This window comes from Sphingobium sp. TCM1, from assembly GCF_001650725.1.
Taxonomy (GTDB): domain Bacteria; phylum Pseudomonadota; class Alphaproteobacteria; order Sphingomonadales; family Sphingomonadaceae; genus Sphingobium.
The window spans coordinates 272,442-293,713 of the sequence record NZ_LXVX01000011.1 but is presented as its reverse complement, the minus strand read 5'-3'; the positions used below and the strand labels follow the sequence as shown (position 1 = coordinate 293,713).

The following is a 21,272-nucleotide window of genomic DNA, read 5'->3' as shown; positions in this document are numbered from 1 at the left end:
CGGTCTAGTTGCGGTCTATAGTCCGCCTCATGCGCCTTGCCTTCCCCCTGCTCGCTCTCGTCCTTCCCCTGACCGGTGTCGCCGCGCAGGAAGCTGCGCCGCCGCTACAGGTCCGGATCGAACGGCAATTGGCCCAGGGTCCGGCCGGCGCCCGATACGGCCTGCTGGTCGCCACGCTGGAGGGAGAGCCGATCATCGCGATCGCGCCGGACCAGCGTTTCATTCCCGCATCCAACACCAAGATGTTCACCACCGCAGCGGCCTATGCGGATCTCCCGGCGCTGGACCGAGCCGCGCAGGGGACAGGCGTCCGCATCGAGCAGGGCGATGTCATCCTGGAAGGTCGCGGGGACGCACGCCTGTCCAGCGCGGAGGATTGCGCGAGCGACTGCCTCCAGACGCTCGCCGATGCGATCGCCGCAAAAATCCGGCAAGTCCGCCACATCGTAGGCGACGACAGCTGGTTTCCCGATGAGCGTTGGGGACCGGGAATGAGCTGGAACAATATCCAGTCGCGTTATGGCACCGGCATTTCCGCGCTCACGCTGGACGACAATGAATTAGCCGCCACAGTGATCCCCGGTGCAATCGGCGCTCGTCCGGCGATCAAGGCGTCCACTTATTATGCGATCGACAATCGCATCACGACCGTCCCAGGCAAGGTCGCGGCGATCGTCGCCGACCGCGCGCCCAACAGCCGCCTCCTGCGTCTGACCGGCACGATCGGTGCGGAGGCGCAGCCCGTTTCGCTCCATTTCGGTGTCGACGATCCCGCGCACCATGCCGCCTGGCGCCTGAGCGAACTGCTCCGTGCCCGCGGCGTGCGCGTCGACGGCGATATCCAGACCCGCCATCGCCCGCTTGCGCCTGCCGATGACCCGACGATCCGCAAGGGCGCGCCCGCTGCCCGGCCGCCCGCACCGGATATGGTGGCCCAGCTTCCCGCCCTGCCGCTGGCCGACGACATGCGTATCATCAACAAGCAGAGCCAGAATCTGCACGCCGAGTTGATGCTGCGCCGTGTGTCGCGCGCGACGGGCAGCGGCTCGATCTCTGATGGACAGGCTGCGCTGCACCGGCTGATGGCGCAGGCGGGCCTGACCGAAGGCAGCTACAGCTTCGCCGACGGCTCGGGGATGTCCTCCTACAACCGTATGACCCCGCGCGCCGCCGTTACCTTGCTGGCATGGATTGCGCGTCAACCCTGGGGCATGGCCTGGCGCGAGACGCTGCCCATAGCCGGGCAGGACGGGACGTTGCGTAACCGGTTCAAGGGTACGACGCTGGAAGGCAGGCTGTTCGCCAAGACCGGCTCGCTCAACGCGTCACGCGCACTGTCGGGCTATCTGGTGACGAAAAGCGGCCGGACGCTGGTCTTTTCCGCGCTCGCGAACGACATGCCCGACGGCACCGACGCGCAGGCCAGCGACGCCGTCGACCGCATATTGGTGGAGATTGCCGGGGCGTTCTGACCCTCGTCAGATCACGCCGGCACAATCTCCATCCGCCCGGCCGCGTGTCGATCCACCGCCTCCCGGCTGAACCAGAGCGGCTGCATCTCGCCCGCCACCCAGCGCGGATAGAAGTCGCGATAGCGCGCCGAGCGAGGGTCGCCCGACTGGCCGGGCAGCAGCAGGAAGCGGCTATTGTCCCACGCGCCGACATCCGCCACCAGCAGATAGCTGGCACCGTGCGACACCTGATAGCCCCGCTTCCCATTGAAGCCGCGCGCCATCGGCGTATAGCCGTCGCCGCCCGACCGGCCGCCGTCGATTTTGGGGAAGGCCGCACCGATCCCCGGCAGCGACGAGAGCGGATGGGCGATCGTGACCCGGTGCAGGTCGCCCCAGCGCCATTGCGCCGGATCGGGACCGCCCTGCTCCAGCGCCTTGTTCCAACCCGCCACCAGCGACCGCTCGATCAGCGCGTCGCGCGCCAGATTCGGCACCGGACCGAGGCGCTTGTCCGGTGTCGCGAGAATACGCAGCATCTCGAACAGGTTGACCGACGGTATGAACTCGCGCGCGGCGGCGGGTACGACGAGATCGCGGAAGCCCGCCTGCAATTCCGGCATCACCATTTCATAAAGCAAGGCTGCCGCGCTGTCGGCCTCCAGCCCGCAATCCCAGCGCTTGAGCATCGCCGCGGCCGGAGCGGCCGCCGGCAGCAGCTTGTCCGGGATCAGCTTCATGAGCGCGCGCGCCGGAAGCGACCGAACATCATGCTGGAGCGCGATGCTGTCCTCGATGCGATGCCTGGGCTGGCTGCGCAGCACGTCGGAAATGCGGTCGTAGCGGAAGGGGTCGCTCCAGTCGAAGCTGATGACGTTGCTGGCGTGGGGATAGTCGGGAGGAATGTTCAACTGGTTGGCCGACGCGAACCAGCCTTCCTTGGGGTTGTATACATGGGGCATCTCCTCGACCGGCATGATGCCCGTCCAGTCGAAATCGCCGTCGCCCGGCGCCGGGAACAGCCCGTCATGCCGGGGCCGCCGGGGGGTGAAGCCGATCGTCTGCCACCCGGTATTGCCGTCCACATCGGCATAATGGAAATTGGTCGGCGACACATGGATTTTGAACGCCTGCCGCAGCGACGTCCAGTCCCTCGCCAGGTTGATCGCGATGATCGCGAAGCGCATGTTGGCGCCGGGCAACATGCTGACCGTGGCGAATGCGCTGGCCCGCTGGCGCGCTGCGTCCTGCGCCACGATCGGCCGCCCCTGCGCATAACGCAAGCTCACGCGCTGCGCCGGCCCGTCCTTGACCGCAATCTCGTCCTCGAACGTCTCGAACCGCCTCCATCGCCCCTTGTGCCAGTATCGCTCCGGATCGTCCTTGTCGGTGCGCAGGATGAACAGGTCTGTCTGGTCGATGTGGAAATTGGTCCGGCCGAAGGCGAAGCGATCGGTGTGCCCCTGCATGATGCCCGGCAGGCCGGGTGCCCCCGCACCGATCACGTCCAGCCCCGGCGCGGTCAGATGGACCATGTGGCGGGGACTGAATCCGCCGATGCCCAGATGCGGATCGTTGGCAAGGATCGGTCGCCCGGTCGCGCTGCGGGACGGCGCGATCGTCCAGGCATTGCTGCCCTGGGCAAAACGATCGGCGCGGCGCTCGGCACGATCGAGCGATGCCTCCTGGATGGCGTCAAAGGGCACGGGCCGCGCCGATGGGTCCAATATTCCCAAATCCGCATCGCTCACCGCAGCGCAGTCCAGCCCCTCCGGCACGGTGAATGACCAGGCCGGGCGCAGCGGCGCCATCAACTGATCCGCATCCAGCAGCCCTAGCGCCTGCATCTGCGCGCGGCGCACCTCATCATCGGCATCGCCCATGCCGATGCCCCTGTTGCGCACCAGGTCGCGCACGTCCCAGCGCAGCGGCTGAAGGTTCAATATCCCATATTCGAGCGGCAGTTGCGTCGGATCGGCCGCCAGTTCGGAGATCCGCGCATTCACGCCGGCGACATAGCCCTTTGCACAGTCCAGCACGCCGGGCGGCAATGCCGCCAGTTCCGCGTCAATGTCGCCGCGATAGAGGAACAGCCGCGCCGCCTTGTCCGCCGCCACGAAACGTGGGCCGAAGGCTTCGGCCATGCGCCCCATGTCGCGGCGATACTCCATGTCGATCTGGAACAGCCGGTCGCGCGCCACCAGATAGCCTTGCCCGAAATAGGCGTCATGCGGCGACCGTGCCCGCACATGGGGCACGCCCAGCTCGTCCTCGATGATCTCGATCGGCGCCCTCGCCCCTTTCGCCCGGAGCTGCGAGGCCTTGCCGCCCTTGACCAGCGACTTCGCCATCACCTTGCCCGGCAGGGCCAGGGCGGCCACGGAGGCCAGAAGAAACGCTCGACGCTGAATCAACTCAGCCTCCTTGACTAGGGGATTGTTATGCGACGATTATCGCAGGATGGCCGGCCGCACATATAGCAAGCCGCCCAGCGCCCATAACTGCAAGCTATCAACCAGCGTGATGGCCGTCGCGGTTCGCCGCCATTCCCTCAGGCTATACCTTTATACGATCAAAGTAATACCAAATCTATTGACCAGCCGCGACCACCCTGTAACCTCCCCGTCATGGAACCGGCGTCTGCCCCCGTCAAGTGAGGGGCGCGGCGGGGATCGTGATGACGGCAGGGCGGGGATCGGCAGAAGGCTTGAGCCCGCCCTGCGGTCATGTGGTGAAGGGAAGGGTCGGGCCAGATCGGCGCTCTGACGCCGCGCGTGCAATCACTGCGCGCAGCCCTGTCCCGTGACAAGGGGGTTCTGTACATGCGTGATTTCAGGCGAATTCGTCGGTCGTTCGGCCGCTCGCACGGCCTTGGTCTGGCGATGACCGCGCTGGCTCTGGTCCATGGCGCGCCCGCCCTGGCGCAGGATTCGGCCGCCCCGCAGCAGGGCGTCGAAGCGGATGCGCCCGACAGCCAGATCGTCGTCACCGGCACCCGCATCATCCGCAACGGCTTCCAGTCTCCTACCCCTCTGACAGTCATGACGCAGGAGGACATAGAGAACCAGTCGCCGACCAATAATATCGCCGACTTTGTCAATCAGATCCCGGCGCTGGCGGGCAGCACCCGTCCGTCCAACTCACGGCTCGCGATCAGTTCGGGTCTGGCGGGCGTCAACACGATGAACCTTCGCAATCTGGGTGAGGTGCGTACGCTCGTGCTGCTCGACGGCCGCCGCTCGGTCGGATCGACCATCACCGGGCTGGTCGATATCAACACCTTCCCCCAGTCGCTGGTGAAGAGCGTCGAGATCGTGACCGGCGGCGCTTCGGCCGCCTATGGCTCCGACGCCGTCGCCGGCGTCGTCAACTATGTGCTCGACAAGACGTTCGAAGGCATCAAGGTGGAGGCCGACAGCGGCATCACCGACAAGGGTGACGGCTTCAACTACAGCTTCTCCGGCGCGGTGGGCAAGAGCTTCGCCGGCGGGCGCGGCCGCATCCTTCTGGCTGGCGAATATGCCCATCGCGACGGCATTTTCGAAGTGGATCGCGACTGGAACCAGCTAGGGTATCGGACCGTGGCGAATACCGCAGCCGCCATTGCCGCTGGCGGCCCGGCCAATCTGGTGGTTCGCGGCGCGGGCACATGGAACGCCACGCCCGGCAGCATCATCCGCTCGCAGGTCGGCGGATCGACAGCGCTGCGCGGCACCTATTTCGACCAAGGCGGCGTCGCGCGGCAATATCAGTTCGGTTCGCTGACCGACAGTTCGCAGACGGTCGGCGGCGACTGGGCGATCAACGACACATCGCGTCGCATCGGCCTCGACGCCACGGACGATCGGCGCGGCGTCTATGGCCGCCTCAGCTACGAACTGGCCGACTGGATCGGGGTCTATGGCGAAGCGTCCTACAACTGGAACAAGACGCTGTTCAATTCCGGGCCGCAGGCGGCGACCTTCACCCTGACCGCCGACAATGCCTATCTGATCCAGGCGCTGGGCAGCGCCGCGCTGGCGGGCGTGACGAACGTCACGCTGGGCACGTCGGCAGCCGATATGCCCTATCGCAAGAACAACAGCAGCCGCGAGGTGCAGCGCTACACCATCGGTGCGGGCGGTGAATTCCAGATGTTCGGCAACAAGGCGATATGGGATGCCTATGCCCAATATGGCCAGACCGACACGCATGAACTGCTGCGCGACATCATGAACACGTCGCGCCTGGCCCTGGCGACCGACGCCGTGTTCGCCCCGGCGGGCAATGCGCTGGGCGTGGCGGCGGGCACGATCGTCTGCCGGTCCACCCTGACCAGCCCGACCAATGGCTGCATTCCGCTGAACCGCCTCGGCGTCGGCGTCGCGAATCCGGCGGCGGTCGAATGGGTGCTGGGCGATCCCTATCGCGACCAACGGTTCAAGCAGACGGTGGCGGGCGTCAACCTGTCCATGACGCCCTTTGCCACCTGGGCCGGCGATGTCAGCGTCGCAGTGGGCGGCGAATATCGCAAGGAAGAGGTTTCGGGCTATGTCCCGATCGAATATCAGAGCGGCTGGTCGGTCGGCAATTTCCGTCCCACCTTCGGCAGCTACAATGTCAAGGAAGCCTATCTGGAAACGGTCGTGCCCCTGGGCCTGGGCGCGGAATTCAACGGCGCGGCGCGCGTGACCGATTATTCCACCTCCGGCACGGTGACGACCTGGAAGGCCGGCCTGACCTGGCAGCCGATCGACGACATTCGCCTGCGCGGCACCCGCTCACGCGACATTCGCGCGCCCAACCTCAACGAACTGTTCCAGTCGGGCACGTCGCGCACCAACACATTCAGCACCGGGTCGGCTTATGGCCAATATGCCGGCGCGACCTTCCGCGAACTGACTACCGGAAATCTGGCGCTGAAGCCGGAAAAGGCCGATACGCTGACGCTCGGCGCCGTGCTGCAACCCCGCTTCCTGCCGGGATTCTCCTTCTCGGTCGACTGGTTCCGCACCAAGGTGTCAGATGCGATCAGCCAGTTCTTCGCCGACGACATCGCCCGCCGCTGCACCGAAGGACTGCAATCCTTCTGCGATGCCATCGTCCCCGATCCGGATGGCGTGCGCGACTATTTCGTTTCGGCCAGCCCCTTCAACTTCGCCAAGGTCAAGGTGCGCGGCATCGACTATGAAGCCAGCTACCGCGTCCCGCTCGACCAGATATTCAACAGCAGTTCCAGCAACCTGACCTTGCGCGGCACCGCGACCAACTATCTGGAAAACCTCGTCGACAACGGCGTGTCTGTGGCGGTCGACACGGTCGGCCAGAATAGCGGGCAGACCAGCGGCACGCCGGAGTGGATCTTCCGCCTGTCGGCGACCTTCGACACGCCGAGCTACTCGATCACCGCGGTCGGGCGCGGCGTCAGTTCGGGGACCTACAACAACACCTATGTCGTCTGCACGTCGGCCTGCCCGACCAGCACCGCGGCCAATCCGACGATCAACAGCAACCATATCGACGGTACATTCTACACCGACCTCAACTTCACCGCGAAGATCAAGGTTGGCGGGTCCGACGGTCAGTTGTTCTTCAACATCACCAACCTGTTCGACAAGGATCCGATCCTGCTGCCAGAAAGCGGCCTGTCGGCCAATTCGACCTTCAGCGACCTGTTGGGTCGCGCCTTCCGCGTGGGCGTGCGCTTCAAGACCAACTGAAGCGAGGCAAAGGACAAGGGGGTGGAGGAGCAATAGGCCTCTCCACCCCCTTTTTCGTCGGCCAATGTCGCGGATGCTATTGGCTGACCAGTTGCTGGACCATGGCGTGGACCGCCGAAAGCTGCGCGCCGCCCTTCGTCTGGAAGTTCAGCCCACTATAGCCCCACCAGTCCCAGCACCCCTGCGGATTGAAGGGAATGCTGCTCTTGTCGACCTGCGGATAGAGGATGATGATGCCGTTGCTATCCGCCCATTCATTATAACCCAGCTTGCCATAGACTGCGTCGCCGACCGCGTCCGCGCTCTGGAGGCAGCCATGGAAAACGACATGCACCGCGCATTTCGCGGCGCTTTGCTGGCAGCTTTTGGGGACATAGAGATAGCCCGAGGGCGCCATGCCGCTCAGCGCACCGGCGAACTGAGCCTGATCGAACGCTATCGGCGAGGAAGACAGGCTCGTGGCCTTGGGTTTCAGCGGCCCGTAGATCTGAGTCAGGATCGCCGCCGGCTGGTCGTAGAGCGCGCCGGCCACGGTGCATTCGTTGACGAACGGCGCCTGGGTGATGGCGCAGCCATTGCCGAAATCGTCCGAGATGAACGCATGGCCGGCCGCGGTTCCCTTGACATATTGGATGCTGCTCGCCGGCACGTTCGCCGCTCGATAAAAATCATGCACCGCGTCCATCACCGATTGCCTGACGGTAGTGTCCTGGGTGCCACTGAACAGATAGATTTTCTGACCGGCAATGTGATTGACCGGATCAATCTGACCCAGGCCGGCAAAGCCGACCGCAGCCTGGTAGGACGATTGCCCGACAGGCGCCCCCTGCATGCAGGTGTAGATTCCGCCCAGATTGACATAGACGCAATTATAGGGACCGCCAGCAACCACGCCCACGCCGATGGTGCTGGCGGAGAAGGCGACATCATATTGCACCGCCATGAAGGCGCCGGACGACAGGCCCGAAATCGAAATTCGGGCTGGATCGGCGCCCAGTGCGGGCAGTTTTTCCGCAGCGGATACACCTTGCGGAGCAAGGAGAACGAAAATCGAAAGAAACGACAGGGTTAGTCGGCCAATACGCATGATTGCCTCCTAAATATCTATAAATTTTCATGAATAGACGAATCGCCCTTCACGCCCTCTCACATCCGTTTCTTATGAATATTCTTCCATCCTTTTCGCACAGAATCGTTGCGAGCAGGATATGAAATATTCCGAATTGGGGTTAATTATGGATAAGGCACGAGGATGTGCCGGAAATGGGTACAATGGGTCGCAATTTATTTGCAGGGTGGGGGATAGGTATCGGCTCCGCCGCAGCCCCGGCAATCGTGCCACCCTTGCTAAAACTTTACCGACCGTTGTTGAGTGATTTCACACCCTCAAGGGCAGGCCGTCGGCCGAGGCCGCAGCAATGCCCGACCCGCCGTCGCGCCGGTCGCCTGGCTGTCGCTGACCGCCAACTGGCCGTTCACGAACAGCCTGGCTACGCCAACGCTCAGTTCGCGCGGATGCACATAGTCCGCGCGCGGGGCATAATGGGCGGGGTCGATCACCACCACATCGGCATGATAGCCCGGCTTCAGATAGCCGCGACGGTCGAGCTTGTAGATGTCCGCAGTCAATCCCGTCGACTGACGAACGAAGGCCTGGAGGCTGATGACCTTCCGGTCCCGGACATATTGGACATATTTTTCGGGGAAGGTCGCGAACATGCGGGGGTGCCCATCGGACCCGTCCGAGGAGGTCACGACCCAGGGCTGCTTCATCAGCAGGTCGACATCGGCCTGCGCCATGTTGAAGGAGGCGACGGCCGTGCCCTTGCCCTTCTTTCCCGGTTCGCTGGACTCGATGCTCTGGCGAATGATGCGCAGCGCCGCATCGCGCGGATCGACTTGCCACTCGGCCGCCACCTGCTCCAGCGTCCGGCCGGTCCAGGGGAAGCCCTGAGCGATCAACAGCAGCGCCTTCGCACCGCCGCGCCGCCGCAGATTATTCTGCATCTCATCCCGAATCTTCGTCAGCGTCGCAGGATCGTCCAGCCGCCGGACCAGCGCCGCGCCGCCGCCATCCACCGCCCAGCCCGGCAGAAGCGATGCGTCCAGGCTCGATCCCGATGCCAGCCAGGGATATTGGTCGGCCGTCACATCCTGCCCGGCCTTCCGCGCAGCCTCGATTTCCGCGATCACCGCAGGCGCCTGGCCCTGCACATCCACGCCCAGCGCCTTGAGATGCGCGAAATGGACCGGCATTACCGCTTGCCGGCCGATGGCGATGGCTTCCTTCACCGATCCCAGCAAACCGATGGAATAGCTGGACTCGTCGCGCTGGTGCGTGTCGTACAGGCCGCCCCGGATCGCCGCCTCCCGCGCAACAGCCACCACCTCTTCCGTCCTGGCGAAGCTCTGCGGCGGGTAGAAAAGCCCGGCCGAAAAGCCGGTTGCGCCCTCGCACATGCCCTTGGCGACCAGCGCCTTCATCGCGTCCAGTTCATTCGGCCGGGGGGGGCGTGCATCCTGCCCCAACACCCGCTGCCGCACCGCGCCAAAGCCGATGAAGGGCACGATGTTCGTGCCGATCCCCGACGCTTCCAGCTTCGCCGCATCCGCGCCGACGTCCGGCGTGCCGAAACCGTCCACGCCGATCATCACGGTGCTGACCCCCTGGTTCAGCCAGGCGGCATTGACCCGCGTCGCGGCGTCGGGCGAGCGGATGAAGCTGTCGGCATGGGTATGGGCGTCGATGAAGCCGGGGGCGACGATCATGCCCCGTGCGTCGATCACCTGCGCCGCCGTCATGGGCGCGGCGCGGCCGACATAGATGATCCGGTCGCCCTTCAGCGCGACATCGCCGACATAGGGTTCGCCGGTGCCGCCATCATGGATGGTGCCGCCTCGGATAAGGATGTCGGCTTTCTCGCCCGGTGCCGGGCCTGCCACCGCTGTTCCGGCCGCCAGTCCCCCCGCTAGCAGTAGCGTCCGAAGGCGGCGGAGAACGACAGACGAGGGCATACAGCGAAGTCCTTGGAAGGTGAGCCTTATTGGCAACATGGCCCCTATAAGTCGCGCCCGTCCAGAGCGGCGTGTTGCGCGGCCTATAACCGGATGTCATAGCGGCTCGCAGCGCCGCTGTCGTTATCGCAAGGACGGGCCGCAGCCAAAGGGGACGCGCCGATGAACCTGCGCCAGATCGAAATTTTCCACGCCGTCTATCTCCACGGCACCGTCAGCGCCGCCGCGCGCGCGCTGAACGTGTCGCAACCCGCCGTGACGAAGGTACTGCGCCACGCGGAACGTTCGATTGGCCTGCCGCTGTTCGAACGGGCCAAGGGCCGCCTGATCCCGACGCAGGACGCCCGCACGCTCTTCACCGAAGTGTCAGACATTCAGGATCGGGTCCGCTCGCTGCGCCAGGCGGCGCAGAATATGCGCCATGGGCGCGGCGCGATCCTCCGCGTCTCCGCCCTGCCCTCGCTGGGCCTCGGCGCGATCCCCGATGCCGTAGCGCGCTTCCTGCGCGGACATGAGGACATCATGTTCGACCTCCAGACGCTGCATCATGATGAAATGGTGCGCAAACTCTATGAGCGCGAAACCGACATCGCGATCAGCTTCGAGGTACCTCTGTCCGCGCCGGTCGCCCATCAGGTGATCGGCGAAGGCGAATTGGTCGTCCTCTACCGCGAGGAGGACATGCCTGACGCGCCCGGCCGACTCCATCTGGAGGAACTGCGCGACCAGAAGTTCATCAGCCCGGTGCAGAGCGGTCCGATCGGCCGCGTCCTCTCCGGCGAACTCAACCGACTCGACGTCGAACTGGACGAGGTGGTGTCTGCGCGCACCTACTATATCGCAGCCGCCCTCGTCCGCGCCGGGGTGGGCATGGCGATCGTCGATAATTTCACCGCCCACGCCGCCACCGCGCCGGGTCTGTCGAGCCGCCCGCTCCAGCCGGCCATCACTTTCGACATCAACGCCGTCTATCTCCAGAACCGTCCGCCGTCCAAGACCGCGTCCGAATTTCTGGCCCTGTTGTCAGAGGTAATCGAAAGCCTATAGCGTCAGGCTATAGCCTATGCGGGCCTTGCTATTGGGGTTGGACCCGCCGGGACGATACAGCGGACGTCCAATCAGCACAGGTTCGAGACATCCATGATCGCCACGCCCTATCTCCTCTATCTCGGCCACAGCAATGACGAGATCGGCATCAAGACTTCGCGCGGCCTGGCGGTGTTCCGGCCGGATGTCTGCGTGGGGGAATTTCGCCACGACGACTGCCGCCTGACACTCGGCCTGCGCAGGATGGACTTCGCGACGGCTTATGCCACGGGTGCGCGGACGCTGGTGCTCGGCATCGCCAATGCCGGCGGCCGGCTGGGCGAGGATCTGGTGCAGGACGCGCTCGCCGCGATGGCGGCGGGGCTGGACATTGCCTCGGGGCTGCACCAGCGACTGAAGGATGAACCCCGGCTGGTGGAAGCGGCCGCGCGGCTCGGCCGCACCCTGCATGACGTGCGCGATCCCCGTCCCGACATCCCGGTGGGCAATGGCAGGCGCCGCGCGGGCAAGCGCCTTCTGACCGTCGGCACTGACTGTTCGGTCGGCAAGATGTATACGACGCTCTGCCTCGCCCGTGCGCTCGCGGCGCGCGGCGTGGTGGCCGATTTCCGCGCGACCGGGCAGACGGGCATCCTGATCGCCGGAGACGGTGTGCCGCTGGATGCGGTGGTCGCCGACTTCATTTCCGGCGCGATCGAGCAGATTTCGCCGGATCGCCACGATGGCGGCTGGGATCTGATCGAGGGTCAGGGTTCGCTCTTCCACCCCTCCTTCGCAGGCGTGTCGACCGGGCTGCTCCATGGTGCCCAGGCCGATGCGCTGGTCATGTGCCATGATCCGCTGCGCCGGACCATGCGCGGCCTGCCGCATTACAGCCCGCCATCGCTCGCCGATTGCCTGGAGGCGAACCTGCGAACTGCGCGCCTGACCAATCCGGACGTCCGCGTCGTCGGCATCGCGCTCAATACCTCCGCGATGGAGGAGGCCGACGCCGTTGCGCTGTGCGCCCGCACGGCGCAAGAGTTCGGCTTGCCCTGTTCCGATCCCTATCGCATGGGTGTGGAGGCAATCCTGGACCGTCTGCTGGAATCATCTGCCGCGACAGTCGCCCACGCCACGGAGAATGCCTGAATCCCATGCGCCGCACGCTGACCGCTCTGGGGGAAGTCTTCCCCCTCGCCACCCCCTTCCGCATCTCGCGCGGGGTCAAGACCGCCGCGGAAGTGGTCACCGTCACCCTTGCCGAAAACGGCGCCATCGGTCGGGGCGAGTGCGTGCCCTATCCCCGCTATGGCGAAAGCGTCGATACCAGCATCGCGGAGATCGAGGCGGTGCGCGAGGCGCTGGAGAAGGGCGTCAGCCGCCGCGGGCTGCTCGAAATCCTGCCGGCGGGCGCAGCGCGCAACGCGGTCGACTGCGCGCTCTGGGATCTGGAACTGAAACTGGCGGGCAGCGACATCGCCACCGAATTGAGCCTGCCCAGGCCGCTGCGTCCGATCGCGACCGCCATGACTGTCGGCCTCGACACGCCAGACGCCATGGGACTGGCGGCCGCAGCATTGACCCATGTGCCGCTCATCAAGGTCAAGGTGGACCGGAACGATCCCGCCGCCCAGCTTCGCGCGGTCCGGGCCGCTGCGCCCGCGCCGCGCCTGATCGTCGATCCCAATGAAAGCTGGACCATCGCGGAGGTCAGCGACCTTCAGGGATTGATGATCGACTTGCGCATCGACCTGCTGGAACAGCCGCTGCCAGCGCATGAGGATGGCGCGCTTGATGGTTTCCGGTCCGCCATCCCCATCGCCGCGGACGAATCCGTCCATGTCGCAGCCGACCTCGACGGTCTGCCCGATGGCTATCGCGTCGTGAACATCAAGCTCGACAAGGCAGGCGGGCTGACCGCAGCACTTCACCTCGCCGACGCCGCGCGCGCGCGTGGCCTGGACGTCATGACCGGCTGCATGATCTGCTCCTCCCTCTCGATCGCGCCCGCCTGGGCGATCGCGGCGGGTAGCGCCTTCGTCGATCTCGACGGGCCGCTCTGGCTCTCGGCCGATCGCGACGGCGGCGTCACCGGCGATCGCGGTTATCTGCTGCCGCCGCAGCCGGGCTTTTGGGGCGGGCTGTAACCCCCATGACCGCGTTCGCCCGTCGCTGGTTCGCCGTCCCGCTCTGGCAGCGCGTGCTGGGCGGACTGGCCGTCGGTGTCCTGCTGGGCCTCTATTGGCCCGCCGCCGCATCCTGGATCGCCTTTGTCGGCGAGATTTTCGTCCGGTTGATCCGGATGCTGGTCGTCCCGATCGTCTTCGTGTCGATCGCTTCGGGCGTGACGGCCCTGGCTGATCCGCGCCGCCTGGGATCCGTCGGCGGACGCACGGTGCTTCTGTTCGCGCTCACCACAATCTGCGCCGTTTCGGTCGGGATGGCGCTGGGTCTTCTGGTCGGTCCCGGCGTGGGCACTGCGCTGGGCAAGGCGGTGCCCCATGCGCTGGGCGAAGCCAAGTCGTTGCACGACCAGCTGGTCGGGATCGTCCCGGTCAACATCGTTCAGTCGCTCGCCGAAGGGGACATGCTGGCGATCATCTTCTTCGCCATGCTGCTGGGCTTCGGCGTCATACTGGCCGGGGACGAGGGCCGGCCGATGGCGACCATGCTCCAATCGGCCAGTCGCGTGCTGTTCCACCTCGTCCGCATCGTCATGGAAATCACGCCGTTCGGCGTCCTTGCCCTGATCGCCAAGGCGGTGGCGGACAATGGCGTCGCCGTCTTCGCCAATATCGGCTGGCTGGCGCTCTGCGTGCTGCTGGGCGTGATCGCGCAGATACTGATCGTCCATCTGCCGCTCATAGCGCTCGTCGCGCGCCTGTCGATCCGCCGCTTCTTCCGCGCCGCGATCGACCCGTTGCTGGTCGCCTTCTCGACCGCTTCGTCGGCCGCGACCCTGCCGGTCGCGTTGCGGGTGGCGCAGGATACGTTACGCATCGAACCGGCGATCGCTTCCACCGTGCTGCCGATCGGCGCCAGCATCGGCAAGGACGGGACTGCCATGTATGTCGGGCTGCTCAGCGTCTTCAGTCTTCAGGCGCTGGGCGTGCATCCCGATCCCGCGATGCTGGCGATCATGCTGCTGACGGGATCGCTTGCGGCCTTCGGGACCGCGCCGATCCCTTCCGCTTCACTCTTCATGCTGGCCGCCGTCCTGTCTGCCGTGGGCGTCTCGCCGGAACAGACCGCACTGGTGGTGGGCTTCGTCCTGCCCTTCGACCGGCTGCTCGACATGACGCGTACGGTGGCCAGCGCCAGCGCGAACCTGACCGTCACCGCGGTCGTCGCGCGGCAGGAAAAAGCGATCGACGGTTAGCGGCCGCCCCGTTCCGGCACGATCCTGCCGGCACAGCCGCTCCGGTCCTTCTTGGCGGCGCAACCGGCAACATGGCAGTAGCCACCCGGCCTGTCGGGCAGGGCCGGCCTGCGCGGGCCCGGGGGCGTCCAGCCGGGCGGCGGGGTTCCGCAAAAGGCGATGGGGCGGCTGGCGGCAACCGCCGGTCCGGCGCCGATGGCCAGATCCAGGCAGGCCAACAGGGCAAGACTATATCGCATGGCTGAACCGCTTTTCCTGCGGCTCCAGATAGGCGTCGAAGCAGGCGGCGATGGCGCGGGCATAGGGCCGTGCGGCCGGCGTCAGCCGCACATGGTCTCCGCTGCACCGAACCAATCCCAGCGCTTCGAAGCGAGAAAGGTCGACGGGCGGAACCATGCCCAGATGCGCCTCCCCCTGGCACAGCAGCGCTTCGATGATCCGCCCCCGGCGCCGGTCATCGCCGGTGCGGACGAGCCCGCGCGTCGCTGTCAACTGGCCCACGGCGATCCGCTCGCGATACGGGCCAGCGCGCTTCTCGTTCTGGATGATGAGGTCGGGAAACTGGCTGATCGCGCTCGCCCCCATGCCGATGAGGACATCGGCGTCATCGTCGGTGAAGCCCTGAAAGTTCCGCCGCAAACGCCCCTGCTGCGCAGCGCGCGCGAGGGAGTCGCCCCGACTGGCGAAATGATCGAACCCGATTGCGTGATATCCGGCCGCGACCAGCCGGTCATGTCCCTCGGCCGCCATGGTGAAGCGCGTCCGCAGGTCCGGTAGGTCGGTGACGTCGATACGGGCCTGGCGGGGCAGAAGGCGGGGCATATGGGCATAGCCAAACAGGGCGATCCGCGCCGGCGCCATAGCGATGCTGGCGTCGAGCGTCGCGACGAGATCGTCCGGAGACTGGCCCGGCAGGCCATACATCAGGTCGAAACCGACAGCGACATTGACAGCAGCCAGTCCCTCGACCGCGCGTTCCACCATGTCGAGCGGCTGGATGCGGCCGATGCGCGCCTGCACCGACGGGGTGAAGGTCTGCACGCCCAGATTGACCCGATCGACGCCCATGGCCGCCATCGCGTCGATCCATTGCCGGTCCAGCCGACGCGGGTCCAGTTCGACCGAAATCCGGGCATTCTGCGCGTCGAAGCAGAGCAGCAATTGCTGGAGCAGCCGGATGAAGTCGACCAGCGGCAGCGAATTGGGGCTGCCCCCGCCAAAGGCGATGCGCCGCACCCGCGCCCGCCCGCCAAGCCGCCGCGCCACCAGCGCAATCTCCCGCTCCAGCGCCTCGACATAGGCGGACAAGCGTTGCGCCTTGTTCGCCGCGCCGGTGTTGCAGCCGCAATACCAGCAAATGTCATGACAATAGGGAATGTGGAGATAGAGCGAGAGCGGCGTTTCCGCCTCCACCCGGTCCAGCCGCTCCGCCATCTCGATAATCCCGACAGCGTCGGTGAACTGGGCCGCGGTGGGGTAGCTGGTGTAGCGCGGCACCGGTCGGGCGAGCAGGTCGGGGTGATAGGTCCACATCAGGCTGTCTCAAGACCGCTCTCAGGGGCCTGCCAAACTGCATTTTTATCATCCTTGTCACTCTGCCCCGCCCAATTTTCCAATTGGGGAAAAATCGCGATAGGGATAGACATGCTGAGTAGCTCCGGCTGAGATCTCCTGTCACCGGAGCCGATGTCGCCCCTGCGCAGAGACAGGCATATAAGAGACGGATTTTGCCCGTACCTTGATTTATCTCAAGAACCGTCGTCAACTTTCAGTTCTTGATATCACCGGACCAGTCGAGGAAGCATTTACGCGTTTACGTAACGCTGGGCAGCATGTGCCACTTGTCGAATGCGATGATCTTAGGGATACGACCCGATCCGTTCAATCAGACAGCCAGCCAGCTGAAATAGCGATCTTCCATGACCTGAAAGATAAACATCTTCCAAGTTCGGCGGGACATGGACGCCTCCGGGTACCGTCCGATTTCGCCCGGCCGGCTGGTTGAGGGGCGCGGCCGGCTGATGGAGTATAATCTTCGGCTATTTTGATGGCCTGATTTTCGATCTGGAGCGACTGGCGGGCCTGATCAGGTCCCAGGATCATCGCCATTGGCTGCGCTGGCGCCCCAGGCACGGATCAAGCGGTGGGGTTGTCAATGCCGATGCGATTTTGGTGGCCGGGCATATGGATGGTAAGATCAACCGGCTTTGTCGCCTTCGGGTCGGCATCTCGCGGACCTTAGCCTTGTTGTATTTGATCGACCAGCGCACACCACAGTCCTTCTGCCGCGCCTTGGCCGGCGTCGAGGCCTCGGGCGAAACGCCCCTTCCTGATTGCACCTGCTCCTTCCAGAGCCAGGCCTCGTATCAGAATGAGCGAACGTTCGGCGAGCAGGTCCGGGGTCTTTGCCGGCAATTAGGTAAAGTCCATGTCATCCTTCAGTCGAATGGTTCAGCCGTTGAGCCGGTACGCCGAGAGCGGCAGCAGACATCTTGTTACGCATTTCCGCATTGGCTGATGAATTGCGCCTTCGGTTTCTAAATTGCGGGATCGCGGCGACGGCAGGGCTGATCGCCAGCAGCATCGGGAGGATCAATGACCGTGCATAGACGTGGGTATAGCCCATGCCCATCCCCGCGAAGACCACTGTGGTCGCGAATGCGGCCAATGCGACGCTCCCAGCTGGAGAGCCTCCTCGCTGTGTCAAGGGAGCGGCGATGATGCATAGCAACAAAATGACGAAGCCCAGCATCGCAACCAAGCCGCCTTCGACCCACAAGAGCAGGTAGGTATTGTGAACCGGCAAATTATATTCGCTCAATAACCGATACTGATCTGCCCCGACTCCGAGAAAAAGATGATCCTCTGTCCAGCGCATTGCTTCGACGGCAAGATCGTGCCGCCCCTGGTACGTTCCGGCCTGCGTGATATCTTCATTGAGTATTGCGTTAAGAACCCTATCCTTGAAAACTTGAGGAAGATATGGCTGACCCCATGTCGCTATCACAGTTGCGAGGACACCAACAAACGATAGCGCAAAAAGATTTCGGCGCCCTCCAAGCAATATTATTGTAACAACGCCGAGTCCTATAAGTCCTGTGTTTGAACTTGTTAATATAAGTGCGGTGATAAGGATGATCAATATTATAAGAGCATACTTGGAACTCAGGCTCCGTTGCTGCCACAAAAGCCAAAGCAGCGGTAGCGTGAGGACGATATAGCCCGCCATACCATTGGCATTGTCGACGAAGCCAGAGAGGCGGTTTCCGCCCGTCACGATTGCGAGGCGACGTGCCGTTCCACCATTATAACCAGAAGCATAAAATGCGATGCCAATGGCACTCATGACCGCCATCGCGACCACGAAACATTTCACAAGACGCCACGCCTGATCATTTGTCCGTCCGAGCAGGGCGAAAGGCAGGATCATGAATGCGAACACATACTGGGCATCAACAATCAGTCCGCGGAGCGGATCGCCACTTACAAGGCTGCTCGCCATCAGCCCCCCTGTCAATGCCACCAAGCCAGCAAACCATACGCCAGTCAGGGCCCCCAACGGAGCGATCGGGATCTTGCAACCCAGGCGAAGGATGATTGCTATGAGAAACAGATAGTCGCTGACAGTGAAGAAAATCGTCGAGTGACGGATCGCGGGAAAGGGAGCCATTAAAACAGCCGCCTGGATCGCCCAAAACTCGGCCTTCTGAAGTCTCGTTGGCAAGGACGATGCCGTCATGATGAAACTGCACCTGTATTCGAGAGGCTACCGAAACCGGCGATAACAGCCGCGATGAGGACGACTGCCAATGCCGCCAGAGTCCAGGGACGCGTCACGCTTCCTTCGGTCTCTGCGACACTCGAACCCGCCAACGAACGTCGATGCGCATAGTCGAGAAACTCGTCGAGATTCCGCCAACCATCATGGTCGGCATCATCCCATGCGTCGCTCCTTCCGGCGTCGGCACCGTTCGTTCGCTCCCATTCGTCCGACATCCCGTCCTTGTCCGAGTCCGCATAGGGCGTACCATCGGCAATTTCAGGAAGGATGCCGGGGGCGTTGCGGATCCTGCCGGTACCATTCTTCACCTCTTTCACCAACCTCATGTCCACTGTGTCGCGGGGAAAGGCTCCAGCCTCCCGCAAAGCGCGACCAAAGGCTTGCCGTGCATCAAGGACCGGCGCCCCAAGCGGACAGGTTGGAGTATCGACCATCGCTTCGCGCACATAGGGCGGAGGCTCACGTTCGATCTTACCGTCGATATGGTTGCCTGCTTCATAGATCCGGGCGCGACCAGTCGATTTCACCGACTGTCGGGCAATAATGTATCTGCCTGGCACCATGTTGGGGCCTGATTTGAAATAATTTCCGACAATATTGACTGGGCTGCCACCATGTTGCTCCCACACTTCAACAAAATCAGAACGCGCATTATATATTACATTATTTACGACATCTACACAGGATTTTGGAAAGAAATTAACGTCTGGATTTCGATCTCCGTTATGGGCACAGATATTCCCGATAAATGTCATATTCTGACTGCCAAGCGGGTCGCTGCTCAGAAGCGCGCATTTGTCGTGCCTGCGCAATCCCTCCGCCAGGATAGAGTTGGATATGGTTATATTGTCATTCTGCCCCTGACCGCCAATCGTTTCGTCCTCCGCCCATGAAACGCTGACATGATCGACAATTACATTCTTGCTATTCTCGAAAATGATCCCGCTGTTCACCGCGCGTGTGGCGCCCCTGTTATCCAGTCTTACCCGGATATGACGGATGACGACATCGTGCGTGTTCTTCGCGACGAGCGGCGTGACGCCGTATCTGCCGCCACCATGGGTAATCAGGATTCCGCCCCCCGGCGCAGTCTGTCCCGCGATGGTGATATAGGGATTGCGGATTATCGGGCGCTCAGATGTCCAGCGGATGATGCCGCCGACCCGGAATATGCAGGTGCGCGGACCTTGCGCGTCAATGCAGGCGCGCAATGTTCCCGGTCCGCGATCCGCAAGGCTCGTGACGAAGATGATGGCGCCGTCTCGTCCGCCCTTAGCGTACCGACCATAACCTGACGCATCGGGAAAAGCCTCAAGATTCCGGGCCTCGGCGGCGAGCGGGCCAATCAACAACAAGGCTGCGCAAGCGTGGGAAAGCCGCCGCAGCACATTGGTCAAGGGAATAGCACCCCGGCTCGCGAGCCCGGACGCGACGGCCCCGGGGCAGGGAGTCGCCCCGCTGCGGACTGATTCTAGCGCCGATTTCATAGGCCTATCATTGCGGATGGCGCGAGGATCGGAAGAACTATTCCAGAAACTATCCAAAGTGCCATAGCCATCATCCAAAGGGGTCAAGTTCACCCGGAATTGCGCATGGGGATCGGGAAGCGCTGCGATACAAAATTACGAACAAGTTCCAAAGACGGAGGCCTTTCCGTGACCGCCATATCCCAGAGTCCCAGCTTCTCGCTTGACCGATTCAGGCAGACCTTTGGCGTCCGCTCTGAAGCGCTCGCCTAGGGGTTGCCGGACTATGTGGAGCAAAAATCCGACGGACGCGCATCGCAGGCTATTAACCCCGATCTTCTTGACGGCCATTCTCGCAGCCGTTGTTCTGCCGATGTTCTTCGACGCCTACAGGACCGCCTATTATGGCACCATGTCGTTCGATAACTACTCGCGATACCTGTTGTGGTTTCTGGGAGAACCGGGGGGCGAACTTCCACCGAGTCCTCATGTATACCGATTAGGTTCGGTGATCATGGCCGCACCATTCTACCATCTGCCGCTCGTTTTGTTTTCCGGCGAAGGCATTTCGCATCCGCTGGTTAATACAACACCGGAATATGCCAAGGCGTTGCAGGCGATGTGCGCGGCCAACGCGGTATATGCTTCGCTTTCGGCGGTTCTCGCGACGCTGTATCTCACGCAACGGCGCGATGTACCGTTGGGATGGGCTTTTTCCGCTGCGCTCGTATTTCTTATGCTCACCCGCTACCTTGGCATGGGCTCGGCGGACGGGATAGCGACGCCGCTGCTCATGATCACAGCCATCGCTATGATTGAGCGCAAGGTCGCGCTTTTTGCCATAGTGGTCATACTGGGCACCGTCGTGAACGAGAAGGTGGCGCTGATCGCGCTCCTTTGCGCTGGCTTCCGGGCACTAATGGTTCCGGAGCATCGCAAGGCCCATTTCTTGATGGCAGGCTTTGCCGCGATCGCGCTTGCGGCCTATGCCGTCTTGGTGCTGGCCCTCGCTCTCCCTGGGCTTGAAAATCAGCGAGATCCGAGCACTTATTTTTCGGCGATCGCCAGTTCCGTTCGCCATCTGGCTAACCCCAAGGGAGTTTATCAGAATCTCTGGCCAGTGATGCTTCTCTTGCTGATGTGGTGGGCGAGCCTCAGTCGGGATCGTAATCCGATAGTCTATGGTTGCGATGTCGGTGTCGTAGCCGCCCTTTTCCTCTTCGCCTTGGCGCTTGACGTCCAGTACAATCTCGGTCGGATTATGATGTTCGTCGTGCCGCTGTTTCTGCTTGGCGCCATCGCGAATGTTTCACGGCAACGTCCAGGCGTTCGCCCGCCCGAAGATGAACATTCAGCATATGATCGGACGCCCTCTGCGCCACCCACCGCGCCACTCCGCTATTTTGCCGGAGCAGGCATGTCCAAACAACCGTAAGACGTAAGCTAGGAGTA

14 protein-coding genes and 1 pseudogene are annotated in these 21,272 nt (G+C 63.4%); 7 read left to right on the top strand and 8 right to left on the bottom strand.

The genetic code is table 11. From position 1 onward, the window contains the following. The first annotated feature begins 29 nt into the window (after nucleotides 1–29). Complete coding sequence (gene dacB, locus A7Q26_RS08795) at nucleotides 30–1,472, top strand: D-alanyl-D-alanine carboxypeptidase/D-alanyl-D-alanine endopeptidase (protein ID WP_066858998.1); 1,443 nt, start codon at nucleotides 30–32, stop codon at nucleotides 1,470–1,472. Between the two features lie 11 nt (nucleotides 1,473–1,483). On the opposite strand, the gene A7Q26_RS08790 is transcribed toward dacB, so the two are convergent. Continuing rightward, nucleotides 1,484–3,865: a penicillin acylase family protein gene (locus tag A7Q26_RS08790; RefSeq protein ID WP_066858997.1), complete on the bottom strand. Its 2,382-nt coding sequence runs from the start codon at nucleotides 3,863–3,865 to the stop codon at nucleotides 1,484–1,486. A gap of 408 nt (nucleotides 3,866–4,273) precedes the next feature. Here A7Q26_RS08790 and A7Q26_RS08785 point away from each other — a divergent pair, with 408 nt between their 5' ends. Beyond that, on the top strand, nucleotides 4,274–7,150 hold the full coding sequence (locus A7Q26_RS08785; RefSeq protein WP_066858996.1) for a TonB-dependent receptor plug domain-containing protein: 2,877 nt from the start codon (nucleotides 4,274–4,276) through the stop codon (nucleotides 7,148–7,150). Between the two features lie 76 nt (nucleotides 7,151–7,226). Here the strand turns inward: A7Q26_RS08785 and A7Q26_RS08780 are convergent, their stop codons facing one another. Next, complete coding sequence (locus A7Q26_RS08780; RefSeq protein WP_066858995.1) at nucleotides 7,227–8,237, bottom strand: extracellular catalytic domain type 2 short-chain-length polyhydroxyalkanoate depolymerase; 1,011 nt, start codon at nucleotides 8,235–8,237, stop codon at nucleotides 7,227–7,229. A 299-nt stretch (nucleotides 8,238–8,536) separates the two neighbouring features. Beyond that, nucleotides 8,537–10,165, bottom strand: coding sequence for an N-acyl-D-amino-acid deacylase family protein (locus A7Q26_RS08775; RefSeq protein ID WP_084439046.1), 1,629 nt, complete (start codon nucleotides 10,163–10,165; stop codon nucleotides 8,537–8,539). A gap of 162 nt (nucleotides 10,166–10,327) precedes the next feature. Between A7Q26_RS08775 and A7Q26_RS08770 the strand changes: the two genes are divergently transcribed. The 4 genes from A7Q26_RS08770 to A7Q26_RS08755 all read left to right on the top strand — a co-directional run bounded on the left by A7Q26_RS08770 (nucleotide 10,328) and on the right by A7Q26_RS08755 (nucleotide 14,573). Next, nucleotides 10,328–11,212: a LysR family transcriptional regulator gene (locus tag A7Q26_RS08770; RefSeq protein ID WP_066858994.1), complete on the top strand. Its 885-nt coding sequence runs from the start codon at nucleotides 10,328–10,330 to the stop codon at nucleotides 11,210–11,212. Nucleotides 11,213–11,305: 93 nt separating this feature from the next. Then, complete coding sequence (gene dgcN / locus A7Q26_RS08765; RefSeq protein WP_066858993.1) at nucleotides 11,306–12,343, top strand: N-acetyltransferase DgcN; 1,038 nt, start codon at nucleotides 11,306–11,308, stop codon at nucleotides 12,341–12,343. Nucleotides 12,344–12,348: 5 nt separating this feature from the next. Then, entirely contained in the window at nucleotides 12,349–13,341 is a 993-nt protein-coding gene (dgcA, locus tag A7Q26_RS08760) for an N-acetyl-D-Glu racemase DgcA (RefSeq protein ID WP_066858992.1), read from the top strand. A 5-nt stretch (nucleotides 13,342–13,346) separates the two neighbouring features. Further along, nucleotides 13,347–14,573, top strand: a complete 1,227-nt coding sequence (locus A7Q26_RS08755; RefSeq protein WP_066858991.1) for a dicarboxylate/amino acid:cation symporter — start codon at nucleotides 13,347–13,349, stop codon at nucleotides 14,571–14,573. On the opposite strand, the gene A7Q26_RS08750 is transcribed toward A7Q26_RS08755, so the two are convergent. The 5 genes and pseudogenes from A7Q26_RS08750 to A7Q26_RS08735 form a co-directional block, all read right to left on the bottom strand. Next, complete coding sequence (locus tag A7Q26_RS08750; protein WP_066858990.1) at nucleotides 14,570–14,812, bottom strand: hypothetical protein; 243 nt, start codon at nucleotides 14,810–14,812, stop codon at nucleotides 14,570–14,572. The two genes, A7Q26_RS08755 and A7Q26_RS08750, sit on opposite strands and share 4 nt — an antisense overlap. Beyond that, complete coding sequence (locus A7Q26_RS08745; protein ID WP_066858989.1) at nucleotides 14,802–16,106, bottom strand: radical SAM protein; 1,305 nt, start codon at nucleotides 16,104–16,106, stop codon at nucleotides 14,802–14,804. Before A7Q26_RS08745 ends, A7Q26_RS08750 begins: the two co-directional genes overlap by 11 nt. A 565-nt stretch (nucleotides 16,107–16,671) precedes the next feature. Further along, nucleotides 16,672–16,879 (bottom strand): annotated as a pseudogene (locus tag A7Q26_RS25130) (IS5/IS1182 family transposase); the annotation flags it as partial. A 125-nt stretch (nucleotides 16,880–17,004) separates the two neighbouring features. Then, nucleotides 17,005–18,312 carry an O-antigen ligase family protein gene (locus A7Q26_RS08740; protein ID WP_066858988.1) on the bottom strand — a complete coding sequence of 436 codons (1,308 nt, stop codon included), beginning with the start codon at nucleotides 18,310–18,312 and terminating at the stop codon, nucleotides 17,005–17,007. Beyond that, complete coding sequence (locus A7Q26_RS08735; protein WP_232313735.1) at nucleotides 18,309–19,742, bottom strand: pectate lyase family protein; 1,434 nt, start codon at nucleotides 19,740–19,742, stop codon at nucleotides 18,309–18,311. Before A7Q26_RS08735 ends, A7Q26_RS08740 begins: the two co-directional genes overlap by 4 nt. A gap of 364 nt (nucleotides 19,743–20,106) precedes the next feature. Between A7Q26_RS08735 and A7Q26_RS08730 the strand changes: the two genes are divergently transcribed. Continuing rightward, entirely contained in the window at nucleotides 20,107–21,255 is a 1,149-nt protein-coding gene (locus tag A7Q26_RS08730; protein WP_198162880.1) for a hypothetical protein, read from the top strand. Nucleotides 21,256–21,272 lie beyond the last annotated feature (17 nt).